This is a genomic window from Flavobacterium chungangense LMG 26729, from assembly GCF_000735715.2.
Classification (GTDB): domain Bacteria; phylum Bacteroidota; class Bacteroidia; order Flavobacteriales; family Flavobacteriaceae; genus Flavobacterium; species Flavobacterium chungangense.
Map to the genome: position 1 here is coordinate 123,777 of NZ_JASY01000009.1, position 20,947 is coordinate 144,723.

Annotated in this window: 14 protein-coding genes and 2 tRNA genes; 6 read left to right on the forward strand and 10 right to left on the reverse strand. The window is 32.6% G+C overall.

Annotated features, from left to right (window positions below):
• Positions 1-18: 18 nt before the first annotated feature.
• Together JE46_RS16425 and JE46_RS16430 are read right to left on the reverse strand one after the other, a co-directional pair.
• On the reverse strand, positions 19-426 hold the full coding sequence (locus tag JE46_RS16425; protein ID WP_031456371.1) for a response regulator: 408 nt from the start codon (positions 424-426) through the stop codon (positions 19-21).
• Between the two features lie 3 nt (positions 427-429).
• The gene (locus tag JE46_RS16430) at positions 430-1,923 is read right to left on the reverse strand and encodes a PAS domain-containing sensor histidine kinase (protein WP_223255450.1); all 1,494 of its coding nucleotides are present in this window, start codon (positions 1,921-1,923) and stop codon (positions 430-432) included.
• Positions 1,924-2,296: 373 nt separating this feature from the next.
• On the opposite strand from JE46_RS16430, the gene typA reads away from it, so the two are divergent.
• Complete coding sequence (gene typA / locus JE46_RS16435) at positions 2,297-4,093, forward strand: translational GTPase TypA (protein WP_031456373.1); 1,797 nt, start codon at positions 2,297-2,299, stop codon at positions 4,091-4,093.
• A 264-nt stretch (positions 4,094-4,357) separates the two neighbouring features.
• On the opposite strand, the gene JE46_RS16440 is transcribed toward typA, so the two are convergent.
• On the reverse strand, positions 4,358-5,194 hold the full coding sequence (locus JE46_RS16440) for an ABC transporter permease (protein WP_031456374.1): 837 nt from the start codon (positions 5,192-5,194) through the stop codon (positions 4,358-4,360).
• Between the two features lie 2 nt (positions 5,195-5,196).
• Positions 5,197-6,108 (reverse strand): ABC transporter ATP-binding protein, encoded by a 912-nt coding sequence (locus JE46_RS16445; protein WP_031456375.1) that lies wholly within the window; start codon positions 6,106-6,108, stop codon positions 5,197-5,199.
• 96 nt (positions 6,109-6,204) lie between these two features.
• Here JE46_RS16445 and JE46_RS16450 point away from each other — a divergent pair, with 96 nt between their 5' ends.
• Positions 6,205-7,257 carry a hypothetical protein gene (locus JE46_RS16450; protein ID WP_031456376.1) on the forward strand — a complete coding sequence of 351 codons (1,053 nt, stop codon included), beginning with the start codon at positions 6,205-6,207 and terminating at the stop codon, positions 7,255-7,257.
• Between the two features lie 14 nt (positions 7,258-7,271).
• Complete coding sequence (locus tag JE46_RS16455) at positions 7,272-8,132, forward strand: SdiA-regulated/phytase-like domain-containing protein (protein WP_031456377.1); 861 nt, start codon at positions 7,272-7,274, stop codon at positions 8,130-8,132.
• Between the two features lie 89 nt (positions 8,133-8,221).
• Here JE46_RS16455 and JE46_RS16460 read toward each other — a convergent pair whose 3' ends face one another.
• On the reverse strand, positions 8,222-11,956 hold the full coding sequence (locus JE46_RS16460; RefSeq protein WP_031456378.1) for a metallophosphoesterase: 3,735 nt from the start codon (positions 11,954-11,956) through the stop codon (positions 8,222-8,224).
• 26 nt (positions 11,957-11,982) lie between these two features.
• Here JE46_RS16460 and JE46_RS16465 point away from each other — a divergent pair, with 26 nt between their 5' ends.
• On the forward strand, positions 11,983-13,161 hold the full coding sequence (locus JE46_RS16465) for a Pycsar system effector family protein (protein ID WP_031456379.1): 1,179 nt from the start codon (positions 11,983-11,985) through the stop codon (positions 13,159-13,161).
• Positions 13,162-13,315: 154 nt separating this feature from the next.
• Here JE46_RS16465 and JE46_RS16470 read toward each other — a convergent pair whose 3' ends face one another.
• From JE46_RS16470 to proS, 5 genes are all read right to left on the reverse strand, one after another.
• Entirely contained in the window at positions 13,316-15,682 is a 2,367-nt protein-coding gene (locus tag JE46_RS16470) for a GAF domain-containing protein (protein ID WP_031456380.1), read from the reverse strand.
• Positions 15,683-15,847: 165 nt separating this feature from the next.
• Positions 15,848-16,099: a 30S ribosomal protein S20 gene (gene rpsT / locus JE46_RS16475; RefSeq protein WP_007803459.1), complete on the reverse strand. Its 252-nt coding sequence runs from the start codon at positions 16,097-16,099 to the stop codon at positions 15,848-15,850.
• Positions 16,100-16,254: 155 nt separating this feature from the next.
• Positions 16,255-16,326 (reverse strand) — tRNA-Glu (locus tag JE46_RS16480).
• A gap of 39 nt (positions 16,327-16,365) precedes the next feature.
• Positions 16,366-16,437 (reverse strand) — tRNA-Glu (locus tag JE46_RS16485).
• An 80-nt stretch (positions 16,438-16,517) separates the two neighbouring features.
• Positions 16,518-17,996: a proline--tRNA ligase gene (gene proS, locus JE46_RS16490; RefSeq protein ID WP_031456381.1), complete on the reverse strand. Its 1,479-nt coding sequence runs from the start codon at positions 17,994-17,996 to the stop codon at positions 16,518-16,520.
• 100 nt (positions 17,997-18,096) lie between these two features.
• On the opposite strand from proS, the gene JE46_RS16495 reads away from it, so the two are divergent.
• Both JE46_RS16495 and JE46_RS16500 read left to right on the forward strand, forming a co-directional pair.
• Positions 18,097-19,122 carry a hypothetical protein gene (locus tag JE46_RS16495; protein WP_031456382.1) on the forward strand — a complete coding sequence of 342 codons (1,026 nt, stop codon included), beginning with the start codon at positions 18,097-18,099 and terminating at the stop codon, positions 19,120-19,122.
• Positions 19,123-19,170: 48 nt separating this feature from the next.
• Positions 19,171-20,679: an OmpP1/FadL family transporter gene (locus JE46_RS16500; RefSeq protein WP_031456383.1), complete on the forward strand. Its 1,509-nt coding sequence runs from the start codon at positions 19,171-19,173 to the stop codon at positions 20,677-20,679.
• Positions 20,680-20,947 lie beyond the last annotated feature (268 nt).

The following is a 20,947-nucleotide window of genomic DNA, read 5'->3' on the forward strand; positions in this document are numbered from 1 at the left end:
AATGTAATTGCCGTTTTTTTATAGTTCAATTTTATTTTTCAGATATTCAAGCATTTGTAATGTTATAGGCTTGGAGAGAAAATCAATAATGATAGGATATTTTTTTGCTTTTGCTAAATCTTCAGGATTAATTGTAGAGGACAAAACTATAACATTTACCGAATTAAATTCATCGTAATCAGAAGTGGTAAAATGATCTAAGAACTCCCAGCCCCCCATGATCGGCATATTTAAATCGAGAAAAATTAATTGCGGTATTTTTACTGGTTGATCTTTACTGTACTTTAATGTATTAAAAAATGACAACGCTTCTTCGCCATTTTGAGCCGTACTGATCAAGTCAGAAAAACCTGCCTTTGAAATCACCTTTTTAGACAGCATCAATGTAATAGGATCGTCATCAATACATAAAATTTGTTCCAACATAACTTATTTTTTAAATGATATGATAAATGAGGTTCCTTTGTTTACCTCGCTTTCAACACTAATTGTTCCTCCCATAGTTTCAACTTGAGATTTTACAAGATACAAACCAAGACCTTTACTATCGGGATAATTATGAAACCTTTGATAGAGTCCAAAAACTTTATCACCATTTCTTTCTAAATCAATTCCGATTCCATTATCTGTAAAAGTCAAAAAAACTCTTTGATCAATCTCTTCAGCTGTTATAGAAATTTTTAATTTTCTATTCTCAGATTTATATTTTATGGAATTAGTAAGCAAATTTAGCAATATACTTTCAATATATGCCTTATTGGTGTTAAGTAAAGGAACTTTATCTAATTTAAGTTTTATTATTGGCTTATGTGCTTCTATTTGAAAGGATAACTGACCAAATACATTTTCAAAAACTTCACTCAAAGAAACCATCTCTTTTTGCATCGAAGGATTATCTTTTATAATGATCACTTTTACTAAATCATTAATCGTTTCGTTAAGGAGGTGTGTCGACTTATAAAAACCACCCAATATTTCCTCTAGCTCAGGATTTTCAACAGGAATATCCTCTATTAAGTTTAACAACCCCATCAAATTAGATAACGGAGCTCTTAGATTATGTGACGTGATATAAGAAAACTGTTTTAAATCCTTATTATTTTGAGTCAATTCGCGGATTAATTGCTCTTTTTCAGTTTCTAATTTTCTTTCTTCAGTAATATCCTGTTGAATAGATATCCAATGAGACAATACGCCTTCAACAGTAAAAATTGGAATCATCGAAAAACGAACCCAATATTCTCTTTTGTTTTTACTGTAACTTATTGTTTCTATTAAACATTCCCGTTCTTCTTTGATCGCTTTTAGTACTTTTTTTAAGGCCTCAGAATCAGAATTAGGACCTTTAAAAACATTTGGCGACTGCCCTAAAATTTCATCAGATTCATATCCTGACATTTTAGTGAAAGCAGGGTTTACGTACACAATTCTAGGAATTTTACCATCTGTAGAATTTGCTTCGGTAATCAAAATAGAATCTTTAGATTGCGTAATCACTGTTTCTAACAGTTTAAGCCTTTGCTCTTCTTCTTTTTGTTTTGTAATATCCTGAATAGCTCCAATCATTCTTATACCTTTACCATTATCGTCTTTTAAAAGAAAGCCTCTGTCCAAAACGTATTTGTAAGTACCATCGGCACATCTAAAACGGTATTGATCTTGCCATTTTTCAGTTTTAAGTTCAATAAACGAATATAATCTGACAGACATTTTTATAGTATCTTCAGGATGAATTTTATCAAACCACCATTTCGAAGTCATTCCTACTTCTTCCTGTTTATATCCAAAAACATTTTCGATTCCTTTATTCCAGGTAATGTAATCTTCCGGAATCCTCCAGTCCCATATGGTATCACTGGTGGCTTTTGCAACGATGTCATACTTCTCATTAGATTTCTTGATTTCTTCATTAGCAGACTGCATTTTTTTCAAAATAGCAATATTTCTACTTTCATTTTTCGATAAAATATAATTAAAAATCAGACCGGTAAAAAATATAAAAGCAACATCCTTTACAAAACTAAAATAAAAGAATTCTGTTTTTAAAGCATAGCAAACTAGAAATTTATGGCATAGGATTGCCATAAATAACGAAAAGATAATGTAGATCAGTATAATTTGTTTGGATTTACTTTTCATCACTCAAATATAGGAAAATTAACCAAATTGAAATACTTTTAAAGCTATAGAATTTTTAAGCATTCATTAAACTAATTCGTTGGCATTACGTAAACTATCTTCAAAACGTTTTTTATATCAAAATAAAGTGTACCTTTGCACCCATTAAAAATCACAGATGGAATCTATTAGAAACATTGCAATTATTGCCCACGTCGATCACGGTAAAACCACTTTGGTTGATAAAATTATGTATCACTGTCAATTATTTCGTGAAAACGAAAACACAGGTGATTTAATTCTTGATAATAACGATTTGGAGCGTGAAAGAGGTATTACAATTACTTCAAAAAACGTATCTGTTCAATATAAAGGAACGAAAATCAATATTATTGACACTCCAGGTCACGCCGATTTTGGAGGTGAAGTAGAACGTGTACTTAACATGGCCGATGGTGTATGTTTGCTAGTGGATGCTTTTGAAGGTCCGATGCCACAAACTCGTTTCGTATTACAAAAAGCGATTGATTTAGGTCTTAAGCCTTGTGTAGTTATTAATAAAGTTGATAAAGAAAACTGTACGCCTGAAGAAGTTCACGAAAAAGTTTTTGACTTAATGTTTGAATTAGGTGCTGAAGAATGGCAGTTGGATTTCCCGACAGTTTATGGTTCTGCTAAGAACAACTGGATGTCTGATCATTGGGAAAACGTAACTGATAATGTTGAAGCATTATTGGATATGGTTGTTGACAATGTACCAGCTCCTAAAGTTTCTGAAGGAACACCACAAATGTTGATTACTTCTTTAGATTTCTCTGCATTTACAGGTCGTATCGCTATTGGTCGTTTAGAAAGAGGTATCTTAAAAGAAGGTATGCCAATATCTTTGGTAAAAAGAGACGGTACTGTAACAAAATCAAGAATTAAAGAATTACATACTTTTGAAGGTCTTGGCCGTAAAAAAGTTACAGAAGTAATTGCTGGAGATATTTGTGCTGTTGTAGGTATTGAAGGTTTTGAAATTGGAGATACAATATCTGATCACGAAAATCCTGAAGGATTAGCATCTATTGCTATCGATGAGCCTACAATGAGTATGTTATTTACCATCAATGACTCTCCTTTCTTTGGTAAAGAGGGTAAGTTTGTAACTTCTCGTCATATTAGAGAGCGTTTGACAAAAGAATTAGAGAAAAACTTAGCGATGAAGTTAGGTGAAACTGATTCTGCAGATAAATTCATGGTTTTTGGTCGTGGTGTACTTCACTTATCTGTTCTTATTGAAACAATGAGAAGAGAAGGTTACGAGCTTCAAATTGGTCAGCCACAAGTTATCATCAAAGAAATCGATGGTAAAAAATGTGAGCCAATTGAAGAATTAACAATCGACTTACCAGAAAATCTTTCTGGAAGAGCAGTTGAATTCGTTACACTTCGTAAAGGTGAAATGCTAAGTATGGAAACTAAAGGTGAGCGTATGATTATTAAATTTAATATTCCATCTCGTGGAATTATTGGATTACGTAATCAGTTACTTACTGCTACTGCTGGTGAAGCTATTATGTCACACCGTTTCATTGGATATGAGCCTTACAAAGGTGAAATCGCTGGACGTAACAAAGGTTCTTTGATTTCGATGGAAAAAGGAAAAGCTATTCCTTATTCTATTGATAAATTACAGGATCGTGGTAAGTTTTTCGTTGAACCAAATGCTGAAATCTATGAAGGTCAGGTAATTGGAGAAAACTCTCGTGGTGATGATATGTGTGTAAACGTAACGAAAGAGAAAAAACAATCTAACGTTCGTTCGTCTGGTGCTGATGAAAAAGCGAGAATTATCCCGCCAATCATTTTCTCATTAGAGGAAGCTTTAGAATATATTCAAAAAGATGAATATGTAGAGGTTACTCCAAAATCTATTCGTTTAAGAAAAATCTATTTGACAGAAACTGATAGAAAAAGATTTAAATTCTAATCTTTTAAATTTCAATATTAAAAATCCCAAATTCCTAACTTAATGGAATTTGGGATTCTTTTTTTTAAAGATATTCCTTATTGGAATTAATAAATTTCAATAAGATCTTTTCAATAAAAATTATTTTAGCTTCACAACCTCAAGTTTAGTAGACTTTACCCCTGTAAGAATTGAATAATAATTAAATTTTTATAGAAATGTTTTTTTTTTAAATACAATTATTTTTCTATGCGAAACTGAAATTGAAACCTCGTGACAAAACAATTACAAATCTCTGTTTTTTAATATTTTATATGAAAAATAAACAAATAAAAATGTCCAGATTAAAACGATTAAAATTGAAAAATAATTAACACTGTAATCAATATTATTCTCGTAACCTATTTGATTCTGAATATTTTTTATCATTGATAATCTAGGGAACGGAAGTAAAATCAAATTTGACATGGCCTCTAAAGGCAGAAACTGCGTAATAGTATAACCTTTAGTGCTTTCTGGAAATATTTGAAACACTAAAATACCTTTTATAATTCCTTCTAAAATACTCCAAACCAAAAGAAATCCTAATGCAAAGGCAGAACGCTTTACTAAAATCCCAAGAAACAAACAGAAAGAAAAGAAACCGGTAAGTTTTACAAAAAACGCCAACAGATAATCTAAATCTGTGAAGACAATTCCAAACTCAGTATAGGATGAAAAACATAATCCTAAAATCAAGGTCATTATAAAAACAAAAATTGTTGAACAGAAAGCAAAAACCATAACGGTTAAGAATTTTGACAAAACAAATTCTTTTTTACTTAAACCGTCAATCAGGTTTTGTTTTAAAGTACCATAACTATATTCATTTGCCATCATAGAAACAATTACAATTGCGAGAAAAAATTTCAGCCAGGCAGCTATATAGGTGTTAAAATGCCAAATAAATGGAAAGTTAAAAATTCCCATTTCGGCAAAGTGAAATTTTAAAAAGCCAATATCGAATTTTATTGAAGCAATTAATGCTATAAATGAAAGCAGAATAAAATAAATTAATGTCAGCACTTTACTGGCTTTGTTTTTCCAGATTTTTTGTAATTCTATAGAGATAAGTCTGTTCATGGTTAGTTGTTTTGAACGCTGGCGTTTTTTGTTAATTCTAAAAATTGGGCTTCTAAACTATTTTTGCGTTTCACCAAATGGCTCAATGCAATATTTTTTGAAAATAGAAATCTATTTAACTCGGAAGCAGATAATTCTGATTTTAAGTAAACCAAAAATTTACCCTCCTCTTCAGTTATTCTGTCAATTGCAGGATGCTCATTCAAAATAATCTTCAAAGCTTCATTATTCTCAGACTGAATTTCAAAGAAACCTTCATTTGCAGACATTCCGTCAACAGATCCTGAATATAGCATCTCCCCTTTTCGCAAAACAACCACATGCGAACAAACTTTTTCAACTTCATCCAATAAATGCGAAGCCAGTAAAATAGTGGTTCCCTGTGAAGCAATTTTTTTAATAATATCCCGAATCTGATGAATTCCCTGTGGATCTAAACCATTTGTGGGCTCATCTAAAATTAAAATTTCCGGATCGTTTAAAAGTGCCGAAGCAATAGCCAGACGCTGCTTCATCCCTAATGAAAAAGTACTAAACTTACTATTCTTTCTTTCAGTTAAACCAACTAAGTCAAGCTTTTCATAGATTTTAGAATAATCAATACTTTTTATTTTACAAACAAGCTTTAGGTTTTCTTCTGCTGTCATATAAGGATAAAAATTAGGGCGCTCTATTATTGCACCTACTTTTTTCAACGCTTCATGAGTCTGCATTTTACCTCCAAACCAACTGTAATTACCTGATGTTCGATTTACAACATTTAAAACAATTCCTAAAGTTGTCGATTTTCCGCTTCCGTTTGGGCCTAAAATACCATAAACGCGTCCTTTTTGTATTTCAAAAGATATATTTTTCAAGGCTTGAATTCGCCCATATCTTTTGTGAAGATTCTCAATTCTAAGTATGGTTTCCAAATTTATTTCGGTTTTAGTTTTTAGTAAGACGTTTCAACTGGATTTTTGTTACTCCTAAATATAAATTAATGTAAATTTGCATTAAAGATATTGAAAATGAGCGAGCCTTTAATGCTGTTAAAAAAACCTTCTTACCCTTTAACACAATCACTTTTAAGCTATTTAGAACGATACGAACGTATCTCGAAAGTATCTGTGTTTTATGATGACCTATTACGCTTTTCAGGCTCTGTTAATGTTTACGACAAAAATGATATTGATACCTTGTGGATAAGGGTTTATTATAATGAATTTGAAAGAAATGAAATCGACCTCAATTTGAAGAAGATTTATTCTCTTTTACATTCAGACGGAAACAGCGAGATTATTCAATTTTTAAACGTTGATGCAATTGATTATTGTACTTTTGGAAATTCGAAACCTTTCCGAATAAAAGTCCGAAATATTCTTAATGACAATTATGTTCATTTTTACATTAAAAAAGCAGATGCATCCCGAATTTACGGGCTAGAATTAGAAGACATTTTATCGCCTGATAAAATCAACTTTCTGGTTTACAGGGATACCTTAATTGAAGAACATATTATAGGTATTCCGGGTGATGTTTTTATGGATACCTTATTAGACACTTGTAGCGAAACTGAAAAATCACAAATCGCAAAAGAGTTTGTAAAATTCAACGAGCGGTGTATGATCAGGCTTTTAGGCGACATGCGTGCTTACAACTATGTAATTGTGCCTATTCATGATTTTGATCAGGTAGTCTACAAAATTCGTCCCATAGATTTTGACCAGCAATGTTATGAAGGAAATTTCAAGGTATATCGCCCTCAGTTTTTTAAGGAAAATTATCCAATGATAAAACTGATCAAGGAAAAGCTTGAAGAACGTTCTATTTTTCAATACAAAGACGAAGAACGGGCTATTTTAGCAAAACGTATTCACTCTGCCGAAAACAGAATTAAAAAACTCCTGAACATAATGTGCCACGACACCATATCTACAGAAGAGCATTTAAATCAGCTAAAAATGGAATTGTACCGTTATACTAATGATATGAATTTTAAAAATGCCAAATCGATGGGACACATCATGCATGCCGCATTCGAATTTATAACGCGTAATTTTAAAAACACCAATTTGGTTTAAAATAAATACAATCTATGAAAAAGTTTTTTTTGTTTGGAATTTCTATAGTTTTATTAGCTTGTCAACAACAATCCAATACTGACTTGAAAACGCTTTATTCACTTCCAAAAAAGTTAAAGGAAGTATCCGGTATTACTTATTTTCCTGAAACCAATATGATTTACACCTTGGAAGACAGTGGGAATAAAAATGAAATTTACGCTATCAATTCAGAAGGAAAATTAGAGAAAACTATCTCTATTACAAACGCCCAAAATGTAGATTGGGAAGATATTACAAAAGACAAAGAGGAAAACATTTACATCGGTGATTTTGGTAATAATGATAATGAACGTCAGGATTTGTGTATTTACAAAGTAGCAAAAGCAGAGTTAAGCAAAGAAAATGCAGTTTCTGAATATAAAGTTTCTTTTTCATATCCTGAACAGACAGAATTTCCGCCTAAGAAAAAAGAACTATTCTACGATGTTGAAAGTTTTTTTGAATACCAAAATTACTTTTATCTCTTTACCAAAAACCGAAGCAAAGGTTTTGACGGAACTGCTTTTATTTATAAAATAAAAAATGCTCCCGGAACTCAAAAAGCTGTTAAAATAGGCGAATTTAAAACTTGTAACAATTACAATCACTGTGTTTTAACCAGCGCAACGATTAATCCTGACGGAACAAAAATAGCGTTATTAAGTCACGATAAAATTGTTTTATTTAAAGATTTTAACGGTGATTCTTTTAACAAAGGCTCTCAAACAGAAATTGCCTTAAACCACTTTTCACAAAAAGAAGCTGTTGTTTTTAAAGACAATAATACTTTATTAATTGCCGATGAAAAAACAAATAAAATTGGCGGTAATGTTTACGAATTTAAATTAAGATAGTCTCTTTAATATAAAATGAGATGCGATATGGTACTTACCATTTTTCACATCTCATTTTTTATAAAACCTTAACAACTTTTTTAATCCTCTTAAAAACTATAAGCCGCTCCAAAAACTACTCTTCCAGGCTCATCTGGTGATTGAAAATAGGAAATTCTGGCAGTTAAAACATTAACAGCATTTAACCATAGTCCTCCTCCATAATCCTGATGCCATTTTTTAGAGTTTTCTCCATCAAACCAAACTCTTCCGTAATCAAAACCACCTAAAATCCCATAGGTTAAAGGCGCAACTGTATGATGAATTTTACCAATATTCAGCCTCAAATCTGTACTTTGAGAAAAGTATGAATGCCCTAGAAAACGTTCATTTCTATAACCTCTTAAATCAGAATCTCCTCCTAAAGAAGCTCCGTGGTAAAAGTTAAAATTATTATTTAAAATGGCTTTACCCTTTAAAGATGTTGCCAAAACAAATTTTCCGTTATGATCAATTTTATGTGTGAAACCTAAAATACTTTCAAGTGTTGGAAAATTTTGCTCAGTATCGGTTAAGTTTGTCGTCCACATACCTGAAATCATAAAACACATTCCTAAGGTTGGCTTAGCCGCAAAATCAGCATTTTTAAAAACATATTTCACTTTTAAACCGCCGTAATTCTGATTGTCAAATACTTTCGGATTTACTATTCCTGCAACATCAATAAATCTGCCATCAGTTTCTTCAACCGTCATTCTTTGAAAAATCGGCTGCAGGCTAAATTCGCTTCCAAAGCGCCCCACATGCCTTATTGCACCGGAAACATTAAATTTTCTAATGCGAACCCGGTTATAGTCCATTCCAAAGTCATCATCATCGTTTTCAGTTTCATTTCCGTATCCAAAAAAATTCATCGCAAAATTTGGCGTTGTATATTGAGCATCTACATCAATTACCCATTTCCCTAACAAACCGGGAAAATGTGCCGTATAATCAAATTCCAAGCCTCCGGTTGCGAAATAATAAAAACCATTAAAAATATGTTTTTGTGTATATGGGTTTTGCTTGAAATTATTAACCGTATAATTTAAATTGATACCAACTTTCACACCGTCATCAGGATTAAACCCAATATTTGGAAGTCCGGCAATTACATTATACTTTGGCTTTTCATAATTATACAAATTGACATTATAATCATCTGTAAGCTGGGTTCTGGTTTTGGAATCTAAGTTATAAGTGTTCTCTTTTGATTTGAAATCATACACAATAACTTTTTTACCATTTTCGATATTATAAGTATCGTTGTTTTGACCGCCAATCAAACGAATCTTAATTTTTGACTTTTGGTTTCCAATTACCTGAAAAACATCATTATCATCAAGACCGTAAATCCACAGATTTTTAGTTTTGGCATCAGTTGCCGTTTTGGTGTAAACCAACTCATCCCCTTCTTTTTTCACTCTGTAAACCTGTATCTCTATAGACTTTTTAGCATTATGATTGATTACAAATTTGTCTTTTTTGTCGGTTCCTGCTATCATGACCGTACGGCTTAATACATCAGAATATTCAGAAGCATATTTCTGTAGATCCTTTTTTCTCCTTTTTAATTTATTCTTGATATCTTCAACTGTTCCATCCTGAACTTCTTTAGGCATGTTTTTAAAAGCAGCATCAATATCAGCATCTGATAAATTTTCCTGAATAAATTTAGCCTGTTCAATCCAGTCTTTTTCTTCAGTCGTTCTCAGAAAAGCCAAATCCATTGGATAAGGTTCTCTTCCAAGCCATTTTACATTGATTTTATCTCCCTTGAAAGTACGCATATGCCGAAGCGCCGGAATATTCATTAAAAGAGAAAGCAAAGCCCCATCGTATTTTGCAAAAGCCTGATCACGATCACGCGGAATTGGTTTGTAAATGACTTTATCTCCCTTTTTATATTCGCCCCATCGCCATTGATCGCTGTGTCTGTCCCAATCACCAATCAGTATATCAAACAACCGCGCTTTGATGTATTCTTTTTCATCGACAGTGTATTTTTCATCTTTGTGAAGATTTTTCATCATATCCTCTGTACTGATAATATTTGATGGATTTCCAAAATTTTTAGCATCCAGATGATTATCTGCAGGACGTTCTTCGACCATATACAACTGATCTCCAAAGTTAGAATTAAACTCTTTTAAGCCTTCCTGTTTCGGAATATAATATAAAACAGGATTGGTATGTGAAAGCCCTATCTGATCAGACATAGTGGCAGTTACAAAAGGAGAATACGGATGAGAAGTGGTATAAAAATCAAGTAAAAAATTCTCTGCATATGTATTTTGGAAATCGTTCACAACATACTGATCTTTAAAAGCTACAGATTGTAAAAAAACTGTTGCACTTTTTTTCATGCCGCGCATCACATATTCCCTCCCTTTTGAGTCTGACATTCTTAAAGAAACAGACTGATGGCCTCCCCCTTCACGAATAGGTTTGAGCCCTCCCATTAAAGTATCAATTGTAGCTGTTTTTGCTTCTACTGGCATACTGTAATATTTTCTGTAATGCTTACCAAACAAAAATTTATGAAATAAACTTTTATCGGTCATTTCAGAAGAATAGATTGAAGATTTGGTAGTTGGCGGAAAGTTATTTGAAACATTAGAAGCCCAGTTGAACTCCTTGGCTTTTATGATTTCTTGTTCAAAAAGCATTTTTTCCTTATTATTTTCATTTCCAAAAAATGCCACTTTAGCATCACCACTTTTATATAAAGTCAGGGTTGCATAACCATTTCCGCCATATGAAAAATCAGTTGAATTAATAGCCCTTGCAGCTTCAGATTTTGAACCCGCACCGCTAATAATCTGCTTAATATTTTCTTTACTGATATACTGCAGATTATGATCATGACCAGAAACAACTATCACATTTTTTTGCTTTTGGAGCAGTGTTTTTATTCGTTTTGAATAAATAGTATATTGTTTATTTTGAAGATCCTGCGGACTGGCACCAGATGTTTTTCTAAGTAAATTTATAAACGACCCAATTACCGGCAGCGGAATCTTTTTCTCTAAAGGAAACAACTGCTTTTCCAATGAAAACTGACCACCATGCGTTCCGTTGCTCATCAAAGGATGATGAATGGCGAGCACCACTGTTTTTTCCTGATTTTTATTTAAAACATTTTCCAGTTCATCAAAAAAATCTTCTCTGGTTTTAATGTCACAATTATCATTAATTGTTGGATGATTATCCCAGTCTTCTAAAAACCATTCACTATCAATAGTTACTAATGTTATAGTGCTGTCAATTTTTACATCTTCAATTGGACAGGATTTTCTAGGCAGAAACGCTTTTTTATCATTTAAATATTTGGTTACAAAATCAGCTTGGCGTTCCAGTCCTTTGATTCCGTTGTACCAATCGTGATTTCCCGGAATCACAATTGTTTTCCCCTTAAATCCTTTACTTAATTTTAATTGATTTGTTAGTTTTTTTTCTGCCTCAGCAATATCAGCAGTATTGTTGTCTTTAGGAAAGCCTTTTGGATAGATGTTGTCTCCTAAAAACAATAAGGTTGCTTTTTTATTAGACTTTTTAAGTTTTTGATGCAACAGTTCCAGTGTTTGCTGTGCCTGCTCTTCATCAGCATTGCCAGCATCTCCAACTAAATAAAAAGTATGGACAATTTTTATAGTATCCGTTACGTTTTGTGTTTCGTTAGCACTTACATTTTTTCCGTATTGGGCATTTTGCGTTGCACAACAATAAAAAAGAGGTATAGCGACTATTGCCAAAAGACAGTTTTTAATCTTAGCAATAAAATGATTATCCAAAAACAATTTCATAATTTAGTGGTATAAAAATATTCTCTATGAATCTAATAGAACAATCCGAAGATTTCATCAGTAATTTACTCAAAGATAAACTTTCTAATTTATATACTTACCACAATTTTAGCCATACACAAAGTGTGGTAAATGCAACAAAGGAATTGTGTGAAAAAGAAAAAGTAAATACCAATGAAAGGGAATTACTTTTAATTGCAGCATGGTTTCATGACGCCGGTTATACAAAAGGTTATGAAAATCACGAAAACGAAAGTGTAAAGATCGCTTCAGAATTTCTAAAAGAAAAAAATCAATCAGAGGATTTTATAAAAAAAGTAGGCGAACTGATTTCGGCAACAGCCAAAGAGTATGTCCCAAAAAATCATTTAGAAAAAATAATTAAAGATGCGGACTTCATACACATTATTAGTCCGGAATATACAAGTACGTGTGAATTATTACGCCTGGAATTAAAAAATACAGGTATTGTCGATTTTTCTACTTTGGAATGGGCTACAGAAAATTTCAAGTTTTTAATGACAAAACACCATTTTTACACGGATTATGCCCAAAAAAAATGGCAGCCTTTAAAAGAAAAGAACCTCGTTCGTATTCAGAAAAAAATCAACAAGCAGCAAGCAAAAGAAACTGTTGTAATCGAAGATGAAAACAAAAAGAAAGACAAAGCAGAAAAACCGGATCGCGGTATAGATACTTTGTTTCGGGTTACTTTAGGAAATCACACTCGTTTAAGTGGTATTGCAGACAGCAAAGCAAATATTTTATTATCTGTAAATGCTATTATCATTTCAATTGCACTTTCTTCTATTATTCCAAAATTAGATAGTCCAAAAAATGCTCATTTGGTAATCCCTACATTCATAATGCTGATGTCTAGTGTAATTACTATTATTTTTGCTATTTTATCAACAAGACCTAAAGTAACCTCAGGCTTTTTTACACGAGAGGATGTCCAGGCAAAAAAGGTAAATTTAATGTTTTTTGGAAATTTTTATAAAATGCCTTTACACGAATATGATTGGGCAATGAACGAAATGATGAAAGACCGGGATTATTTATACTCTACAATGATAAAAGATTTATATTATCTGGGTTTGGTTTTACAACGAAAATATAATTTGCTCCGAATTGCTTACAACATTTTCATGATTGGAATTATTGTTACAGTAATTGCTTTTGTAATCGCATTCAAATCAATTTAAAATAACAACATATATTTATGGTATAAAAGTAATTAAAGCTCTGTTTTCAGACAGACCACTTTCTGTATTTAAATCATTTGAACGCCTGCTTGGTGTAACACAAAAACCATCTGCTTCAATCCTTTAAAATCATATTACTTTCAGAGGATAAATTTTATTTAAGTTCATCTAATAAGTCCTGATAAGTGATTTTTTGAGAAATTGAATTTCCGGTATTATTTATCACTTTTACACGTATCGCCCTTAATCCTGAAACCCCCTGCAAATCTTCAACTTCAAATTGTTCGATAGCGGGTTCCAATATTTTTTTGTGCTGTAAATATTTAATATATTTTAAGTATTCTGCTTCTTCACTATTTTGCGAATAGACAATTGTAATTTTTTCTTTTTCTGTAATTCTGTCGGTTGAACCTTTTATATTCGATTTATCGATTCTTTTTTTCACAACTTCATAACGTGCATTATAAGTTCCGTCAACATCAAAACGTTTTTCATCCATTCTAAAACGAATTGAAAGAGGAGCACTAAATACCAAAATCAGCGAAGTAACATCCAATTCGTACGGCAAAGAAGCTTTGAGTTCATGATGTTCTAATTCCATTTCGCATAAAGTCTGCAATTGCCACAAACGAAGGTTATGCAAATACATCATGTCAAAAGATTTAGAAGGCGTTATAGAAGCTCCTATATATAAATTATGCTCAACACCATCTGTTTTAAAACGTTCATAATAATGCGGATAAATTTGCTGGGCTTCAATTTGCTTTTTATCTAAAACTGAGGCTAATTTTTTATTAATAATAGACATTGCATTATCAAATTTCTTTCTTTCATGATAAAACAAGCCCGATTTTTCGTCCAGACTCTCAAAATACAATTGCTCTAACTTTTCGTTCCTGGCGGTACCCTTTGTGTTTTTTAGAATAGGATGAATTTCTTCTTCGATATAACGTTGTATATGCTGTTCAGTATCTGCTTTTAATGGAAAATCTAATTCTTGACGCAATGATTCAAGTTCAAATTTACGCTGCTCCAAAAGAACCAAATTAGCATTTGGTTTCTGATTTTCGAAAATTTCCAAAAGAGTGGTAAGTTGATTTTTTAAATCTTTCTTTACCGTATCATTTCTATGTTCAGACGAACCTTTTATATCAATTTGCCCATATAATGGAAACACATCTTTAAAAACAATTTCTTTGAAAATATAATCTTTTGAATGATTGATATTTTGGAAATAATTCTGAGATTCTTTTTTAAATTTCCAATAAACGCTCGGATGTATAGTAGTATATTCTCGCTGGATAATAGCTTCAACCTGATGTTGCATATCAGTATTGTATCGATCAATAGTATCAGTTAAATACGGTAAAATCAACTCTAGCTTGGTTGCATTTATACTATTGAGTTCCCTTGGATTCTGGGAAACAATTTCAAGTACTCCCAATAAATGATCATCTTTAATAATTGGCGCAAAAATACAACTGTTTATATTTTGATTAAGTAAATGTTTTCCTAGTTTTTCATTTCCTGCCTCCTGAGAAAATTTCTCAACATTTGAAATTACAAATAACTCCTTTTTGTCTAAAAGATTTTCAAAAGAGCATCCAAATAAAGCATTTTTACAATGTACTTCATGATCATCCGAAAGCAAAAAACTATGCATTTTGGTATCAAATTTAGGAGGCCTGTTGAATTTTTCTTCTTCAGGACTGTAAACTATAAAACCGAATCTTAAACCTGGAATTTTAAATAATGATATGAAAATTGATTCAATAATTTCGGTTGGAGTAACGGTATCCTCTGGCTTTAAGAGATTACTCTTTAAATTCGAAACAGCATTTTCAGTAGTAGCATCAAATAAGGAAACAATTCCAAAACCTTTTAAGATCCAGCTACCTACAGGAAATTTAGATTTCCATAACGCAATATCATTATAATTATCAATTAGCAAATCGATATCATCCTGCAATAATTGTATTGAATTCTCGGTTGGAATGATTTCTAAAAAATCTGCATTGTATAAAATACGATAATGTCTTTCTACACCTTTATCATCAGGTATATCGTAGAAAAAAGGCTTGTTAAAATCTATATTTTGGTGATAGTAACTACTTAAAATCAGACAGCAGTTATTAATATAAAATTGGTGCTCATCAAAATCACGGATTTCCATATCAAATTCAGAACCCGCATTACTCAAAATTTTCCTGAATCGTTCTGTATAATTGAATGTTAAATTTTGAAATGGAATTGTAACTGCTTTTATTTCGTTATGCGTTAAAGCTGTCGGAAACAAATCAGCCAATAGATTTTTTATGAGACTTTCATTTTTTTGAATAAACTTATAGTCTTCTATACCGGTTCTAAATTCAGGCAAAGGTTCTGTTTCTTTCAGGATTGCTTTTGCATAATTCGACCTGTAATCAACATCTGACAAGGCTATTTCTTCGAAAGATTCAATTAATTTATGAAAAGATATTATAGTTCTGAAAGGACTTTCTTTAAACAAATGAGTATTCATCTGAAATGTAGTTTAGAATACAAAATTAATAATTAAGTTAATCTAATTATCTATTTAGCCTATTTATTTCTTGTTTATAAGTTTCAAGAAACTGCTTTGAGTTTTTATAAAACAAAAAAAGTCCTCTTCTTGAGGACTTTTTATATTGTAGGAAATTGTAATTAATTACAACTTAGCAACATGTTTTGTTAATTTAGATTTCAAATTAGAAGCTTTGTTATCATGAATGATATTCTTTTTAGCTAATTTATCAATCATAGAAATTACAGTTGATAATTTAGAAGCAGCATCAGATTTTTCAGTAGCTAATCTTAATGCTTTAATAGCGTTACGAGTAGTTTTATGTTGGTATCTGTTAAGAACTCTTCTTTTTTCGTTACTTCTGATTCTTTTTAATGCTGACTTATGATTTGCCATTTTTTTTAATTTTAGATGTAATAATTTATTATAGATACTAGTTAAAAAAGAAAAACCTCCCACAATTGCAAAACAATCACTTTGGTTTTAACTAATAAAATAAAAACCGAGACACCAATTTTTATTTTATAAAACTTATTCACAACTAATTTTAGTAGTCCGTGGGGGAATCGAACCCCCCTTACCAGGATGAAAACCTGGCGTCCTAACCGATAGACGAACGGACCAATAACATCAAGCGTAAACTTAATTTGCAGAAAAAAAAGTAGTCCGTGGGGGAATCGAACCCCCCTTACCAGGATGAAAACCTGGCGTCCTAACCGATAGACGAACGGACCGTGTGTTTCTCTAATGCGGATGCAAAAATACAACTATTTTTAAGATGTACAATACCTGATGCAAAAAAAATTAAAAAAAATTAATAAGCCTTCGCAAACAACACTCTTTTTGTAGATGGATTACCAGTAAACACACAGCTTCCCGCCTCTTCTAGATGACTTAAAGGCATACAACGAATTGTTGCTTTTGTCAGGTCTTTTATTTTTTCTTCGGTAGCTGCTGTACCGTCCCAATGAGCCGAAACAAAACCACCTTTACCATCTAATATTTCTTTAAATTCCTCAAAACTATTCACTTCGGTAATATGTGTATTACGATAGTCTAATGCTTTATTAAACAAATCTTTCTGAATCTGTTCCAGCAGATCATTTACATAGTTTACAATTCCTTCTCCGGAAACTGTTTCTTTTGTCAATGTATCTCGTCTTGCAACTTCAAAAGTTCCGTTTTCTAAATCTTTCGGACCAACAGCAATTCGCACCGGAACTCCTTTTAATTCCCACTCAGCAAACTTAAACCCAGGTTTTTGTGTTGTTCTGTCATCATATTTAACTGAAATCCTTAATTTTCTTAGTTTAGCTGTCAAATCATTAACAGCAGCTGTAATTTCGGCTAATTGTTCATCTGTTTTATAAATTGGCACTATTACAACTTGTATCGGAGCTAAGTTTGGAGGTAAAACCAATCCCTGATCATCAGAATGTGTCATAACCAAAGCCCCCATTAAACGAGTCGAAACTCCCCATGAGGTACCCCAAACGTGTTCTTGCTTCCCTTCTGCATTAGCGAATTTTACATCAAATGCTTTTGCAAAATTTTGCCCTAAAAAGTGAGATGTTCCTGCCTGCAAGGCTTTTCCATCCTGCATTAAAGCTTCAATACAATACGTTTCATCCGCTCCTGCAAAACGTTCTGTTTCAGTTTTTATACCTTTTACAACAGGAATCGCCATAAAGTTTTCTACAAAATCTGCATAAACATTCATCATCTTTTCAGATTCTTCTATAGCTTCTGCCTTTGTAGCATGTGCAGTATGCCCTTCCTGCCATAAAAATTCAGCAGTTCTTAAAAACAAACGCGTACGCATTTCCCAACGCACCACATTTGCCCATTGATTGATTAATAAAGGCAAATCTCTATACGATTGCACCCATCCTTTATATGTAGACCAGATAATTGCCTCACTTGTTGGACGAACAATAAGTTCTTCTTCTAATTTAGCATTCTGATCAACCATAAGTTTTCCAGGTTTATCCGGATCATTTTTTAATCTGTAATGCGTTACAATAGCACATTCTTTTGCAAATCCTTCTGCATTTTTTTCTTCGGCTTCAAACATGCTTTTTGGCACGAATAAAGGAAAGTATGCATTTTGATGTCCGGTTTCTTTAAACATCCTGTCTAACTCTGCCTGCATTTTTTCCCAAATAGCATATCCGTATGGTTTAATTACCATACATCCTCTAACTCCTGAATTTTCGGCTAAATCTGCTTTAACAACCAGTTCGTTATACCATTTGGAATAATCTTCTGATCTTGTAGTGAGGTTCTTACTCATATTGAATAGTTTGGCACAAATTTTGTTTTATTTTTTTAACTAAATAGTTTCGCAAAACTAACTATTTTTGTAATGTGCAACAATAAAAAACACCACAGATATGAAAACTTATATTTCTCTCCGACAAAACGCAACTCATTTCTATCTAATTGGATTATTGAGTTTTCTATTAACATCGTGTGGCTCTTACCAAAATACTTCGTATAATGATAACGATGGAGTATATGGCAGCACACGCACCTATTCTCAATCAAACACTACAGCTGCCAATAACCAATACAAAGATTATTTTAAATCACTGCAAGATGACAACCAGCCTACTGAAATTTTCACAGATGTAGACAGCTACGGAAATTACGCAGAAAACGACAGCACACAAACCGCTTCAGCGACAGCTTATCCTTCATGGGGAAGCAGCAATTCTGAAGTATCCGTTAACTTTTATTCTGACCCGATGTGGTCTATGGGTTTTGGTTATGGATTTGGATATCCTTATTACGGATGGGGATACGGTGGAGGTTACTGGGGATACTCTGGATACGGATGGGGATACCCTGGATATTGGGGACCTGGATGGGGATATTCCGGATATTGGGGACCTGGTTATGGATATTGGGGAGGTGGTTATGGATACAACAACTATTCCTATAATTATGGAAGAAGAGGATCCGCTGCTTACTATGGCGGAAGAAATTATGCTTCCAACAGAAATTACAACACCTCTAGAAGTTATTCATCTAACAGAAACTATACTTCAAGCAGAAATTACAACACAAACAGAAGCTATTCTACAAATAGACAAAACACCTATTCTGATTACAGAAGAAATTCTTCAGTAAACGGAAGAACATATAATTCAAACTCAAGTCCAACTTTTACGAATCGAAGAAACACAGCAACACAAAGTTACAGTAACGATTACTCAAATAGAAGATCAAGCGGTACTACTACCACAAACAGAACTTACAACAACAGTAACAACAATAATTCATCCAGAAGCTACTCAACACCAAGTTCATCTTCCCGTTCCTACAATAATAGCAGTAGCGGTGGTGGAAGCATGAGATCGTCTGGCGGAGGCGGTGGCGGAGGTGGAAGATCGTACGGTGGTGGCGGAAGAAGGTAACACTTTCCTTCCTTAACTTATCCAGAATTACATATTAAAACTAAATCAATGAAAAAAACATTCTTGCTACTTATATCAGGACTAACTTTTAGCATGTCATACTCTCAGGAAGTTTCGGATGCCATACGTTATGCCCAGGACAACTTAACCGGAACTGCCAGATTTAGAGCAATGGGAGGAGCCTTTGGAGCAGTTGGTGGAGATTTTTCTTCTTTATCTGTAAACCCAGCCGGATCTGCTATATTTTCAAATAATCAGGTTGGGGTTACTTTTAGTAATCAAAACATCAAAAACAACTCTGATTATTTTGGCGAACAGACCAGCGACAAGGAAAATTCTTTTATTTTAAACCAAGCCGGAGCTATTTTTGTTTTTAATGACCGTAATCCAAATAGTAAGTGGAAAAAAATTGCAATTGGAGCTACGTATGAAAACACCAATAATTTCAACAATAATATTTTCTCAGCCGGAACCAATAAAAACAAAAACTCTATTGACAGCTATTTTTTAGATTATGCTAATGGAATATCTTTAGGAGATATTACTGGTTTTGACTACAGCGATTTGTTTTACGATAAGCAACAAGCATATTTTGGATTTTATGGAAAAGTGATACTCCCAGATAATCCAAACGATGCTAACAATACACAATACAACACCAACGTTCCTGACGGAGGAAATTATATACAAGAAAACGAAATTTACGCAAGAGGATACAATAGCAAACTAAGCTTTAACATCGCAACATCATATCAGGACAGAATTTATCTGGGAGCCAATTTAAATGTTCACGTTACTGACTACAGAAGATCCAGCAGCTTTTTCGAAAGAAACACTAGCGCCCTTGAAGCTACTCAAACCATATCTAACGTGCGCTTTAATAATGATTTATATACTTATGGAAACGGGTTTTCTTTTCAATTAGGAGCAATTGCTAAAGTCACAAAATCATTAAGACTTGGTTTAGCTTACGAATCAAACACCTGGTATGAACTATACGACGAACTTTCACAAAGTTTATATTCGACAACAGAAAATAATGCAAATGAAGCCATTGACTACGAAGTAAATCCTAACATTATAAATGTTTACGATTCATATACTTTGCAAACTCCCGGAAAATTTACTTTCAGTGGTGCATATATCTTTGGAAAATCAGGATTAATTAGTATTGATTATTCTATTAAGGATTATGGAAACACTAAATTCAAACCCACTAACGATTCGGGATTCAGAGAATTAAACAGAGAGATAGACAACCAATTTACCACAAATGGTGAATTGCGTATTGGAGGTGAATTTAAAATCAAGAGATTAAGCTTACGCGGAGGATACCGTTTTGAAGGAAGTCCTTATAAAGACGGCAAAACAATTGGAGATTTAAACAGTTATTCTGGTGGTTTGGGCTATAACTTTGGATCTACTAAAGTGGACCTTGCTTATTCTTTTACTGAAAGAGAATCAAATCAGGGATTTTTTACAACCGGATTAACCGACTCTGCAAAAATTAATTCTAAACTTAACAATGTTACACTTACCTTATTATTTGAATTGTAATTAAAAATCAAAATAGAGGATTGAAGATTTCCGTCTGGTCTTTACCGGACGGATTTTTTTTAGCCCCGATTACTATGACATAAACAAGTTAATAAATCTTTTTTTTAATTTAAATTAGTTTTATTTTAAGACACAGCAAGTTTGCGAATAAGAATTCAACAAAAGGTTTTATATCTTACTCGTTGATAATAAGGGTTGTCCCTGATAAGATTTATGCTGATTTTCTAACCTCAAATGTTTTGTTATCTCTAATACAGGCACATATACG

Excerpts from the sequence above, each read along its gene's own strand:
- JE46_RS16425 (WP_031456371.1), bottom strand. The coding sequence starts at position 426 with ATGTTGGAACAAATTTTATGTATTGATGACGATCCTATTACATTGATG.
- JE46_RS16470 (WP_031456380.1), bottom strand. The coding sequence starts at position 15,682 with ATGAATACTCATTTGTTTAAAGAAAGTCCTTTCAGAACTATAATATCT.
- rpsT (WP_007803459.1), bottom strand. The coding sequence starts at position 16,099 with ATGGCAAATCATAAGTCAGCATTAAAAAGAATCAGAAGTAACGAAAAA.
- proS (WP_031456381.1), bottom strand. The coding sequence starts at position 17,996 with ATGAGTAAGAACCTCACTACAAGATCAGAAGATTATTCCAAATGGTAT.
- typA (WP_031456373.1), top strand. The coding sequence starts at position 2,297 with ATGGAATCTATTAGAAACATTGCAATTATTGCCCACGTCGATCACGGT.
- JE46_RS16500 (WP_031456383.1), top strand. The coding sequence starts at position 19,171 with ATGAAAAAAACATTCTTGCTACTTATATCAGGACTAACTTTTAGCATG.
- JE46_RS16455 (WP_031456377.1), top strand. The coding sequence starts at position 7,272 with ATGAAAAAGTTTTTTTTGTTTGGAATTTCTATAGTTTTATTAGCTTGT.
- JE46_RS16460 (WP_031456378.1), bottom strand. The coding sequence starts at position 11,956 with ATGAAATTGTTTTTGGATAATCATTTTATTGCTAAGATTAAAAACTGT.
- JE46_RS16465 (WP_031456379.1), top strand. The coding sequence starts at position 11,983 with ATGAATCTAATAGAACAATCCGAAGATTTCATCAGTAATTTACTCAAA.
- JE46_RS16430 (WP_223255450.1), bottom strand. The coding sequence starts at position 1,923 with ATGCAGTCTGCTAATGAAGAAATCAAGAAATCTAATGAGAAGTATGAC.
- JE46_RS16440 (WP_031456374.1), bottom strand. The coding sequence starts at position 5,194 with ATGAACAGACTTATCTCTATAGAATTACAAAAAATCTGGAAAAACAAA.
- JE46_RS16450 (WP_031456376.1), top strand. The coding sequence starts at position 6,205 with ATGAGCGAGCCTTTAATGCTGTTAAAAAAACCTTCTTACCCTTTAACA.
- JE46_RS16495 (WP_031456382.1), top strand. The coding sequence starts at position 18,097 with ATGAAAACTTATATTTCTCTCCGACAAAACGCAACTCATTTCTATCTA.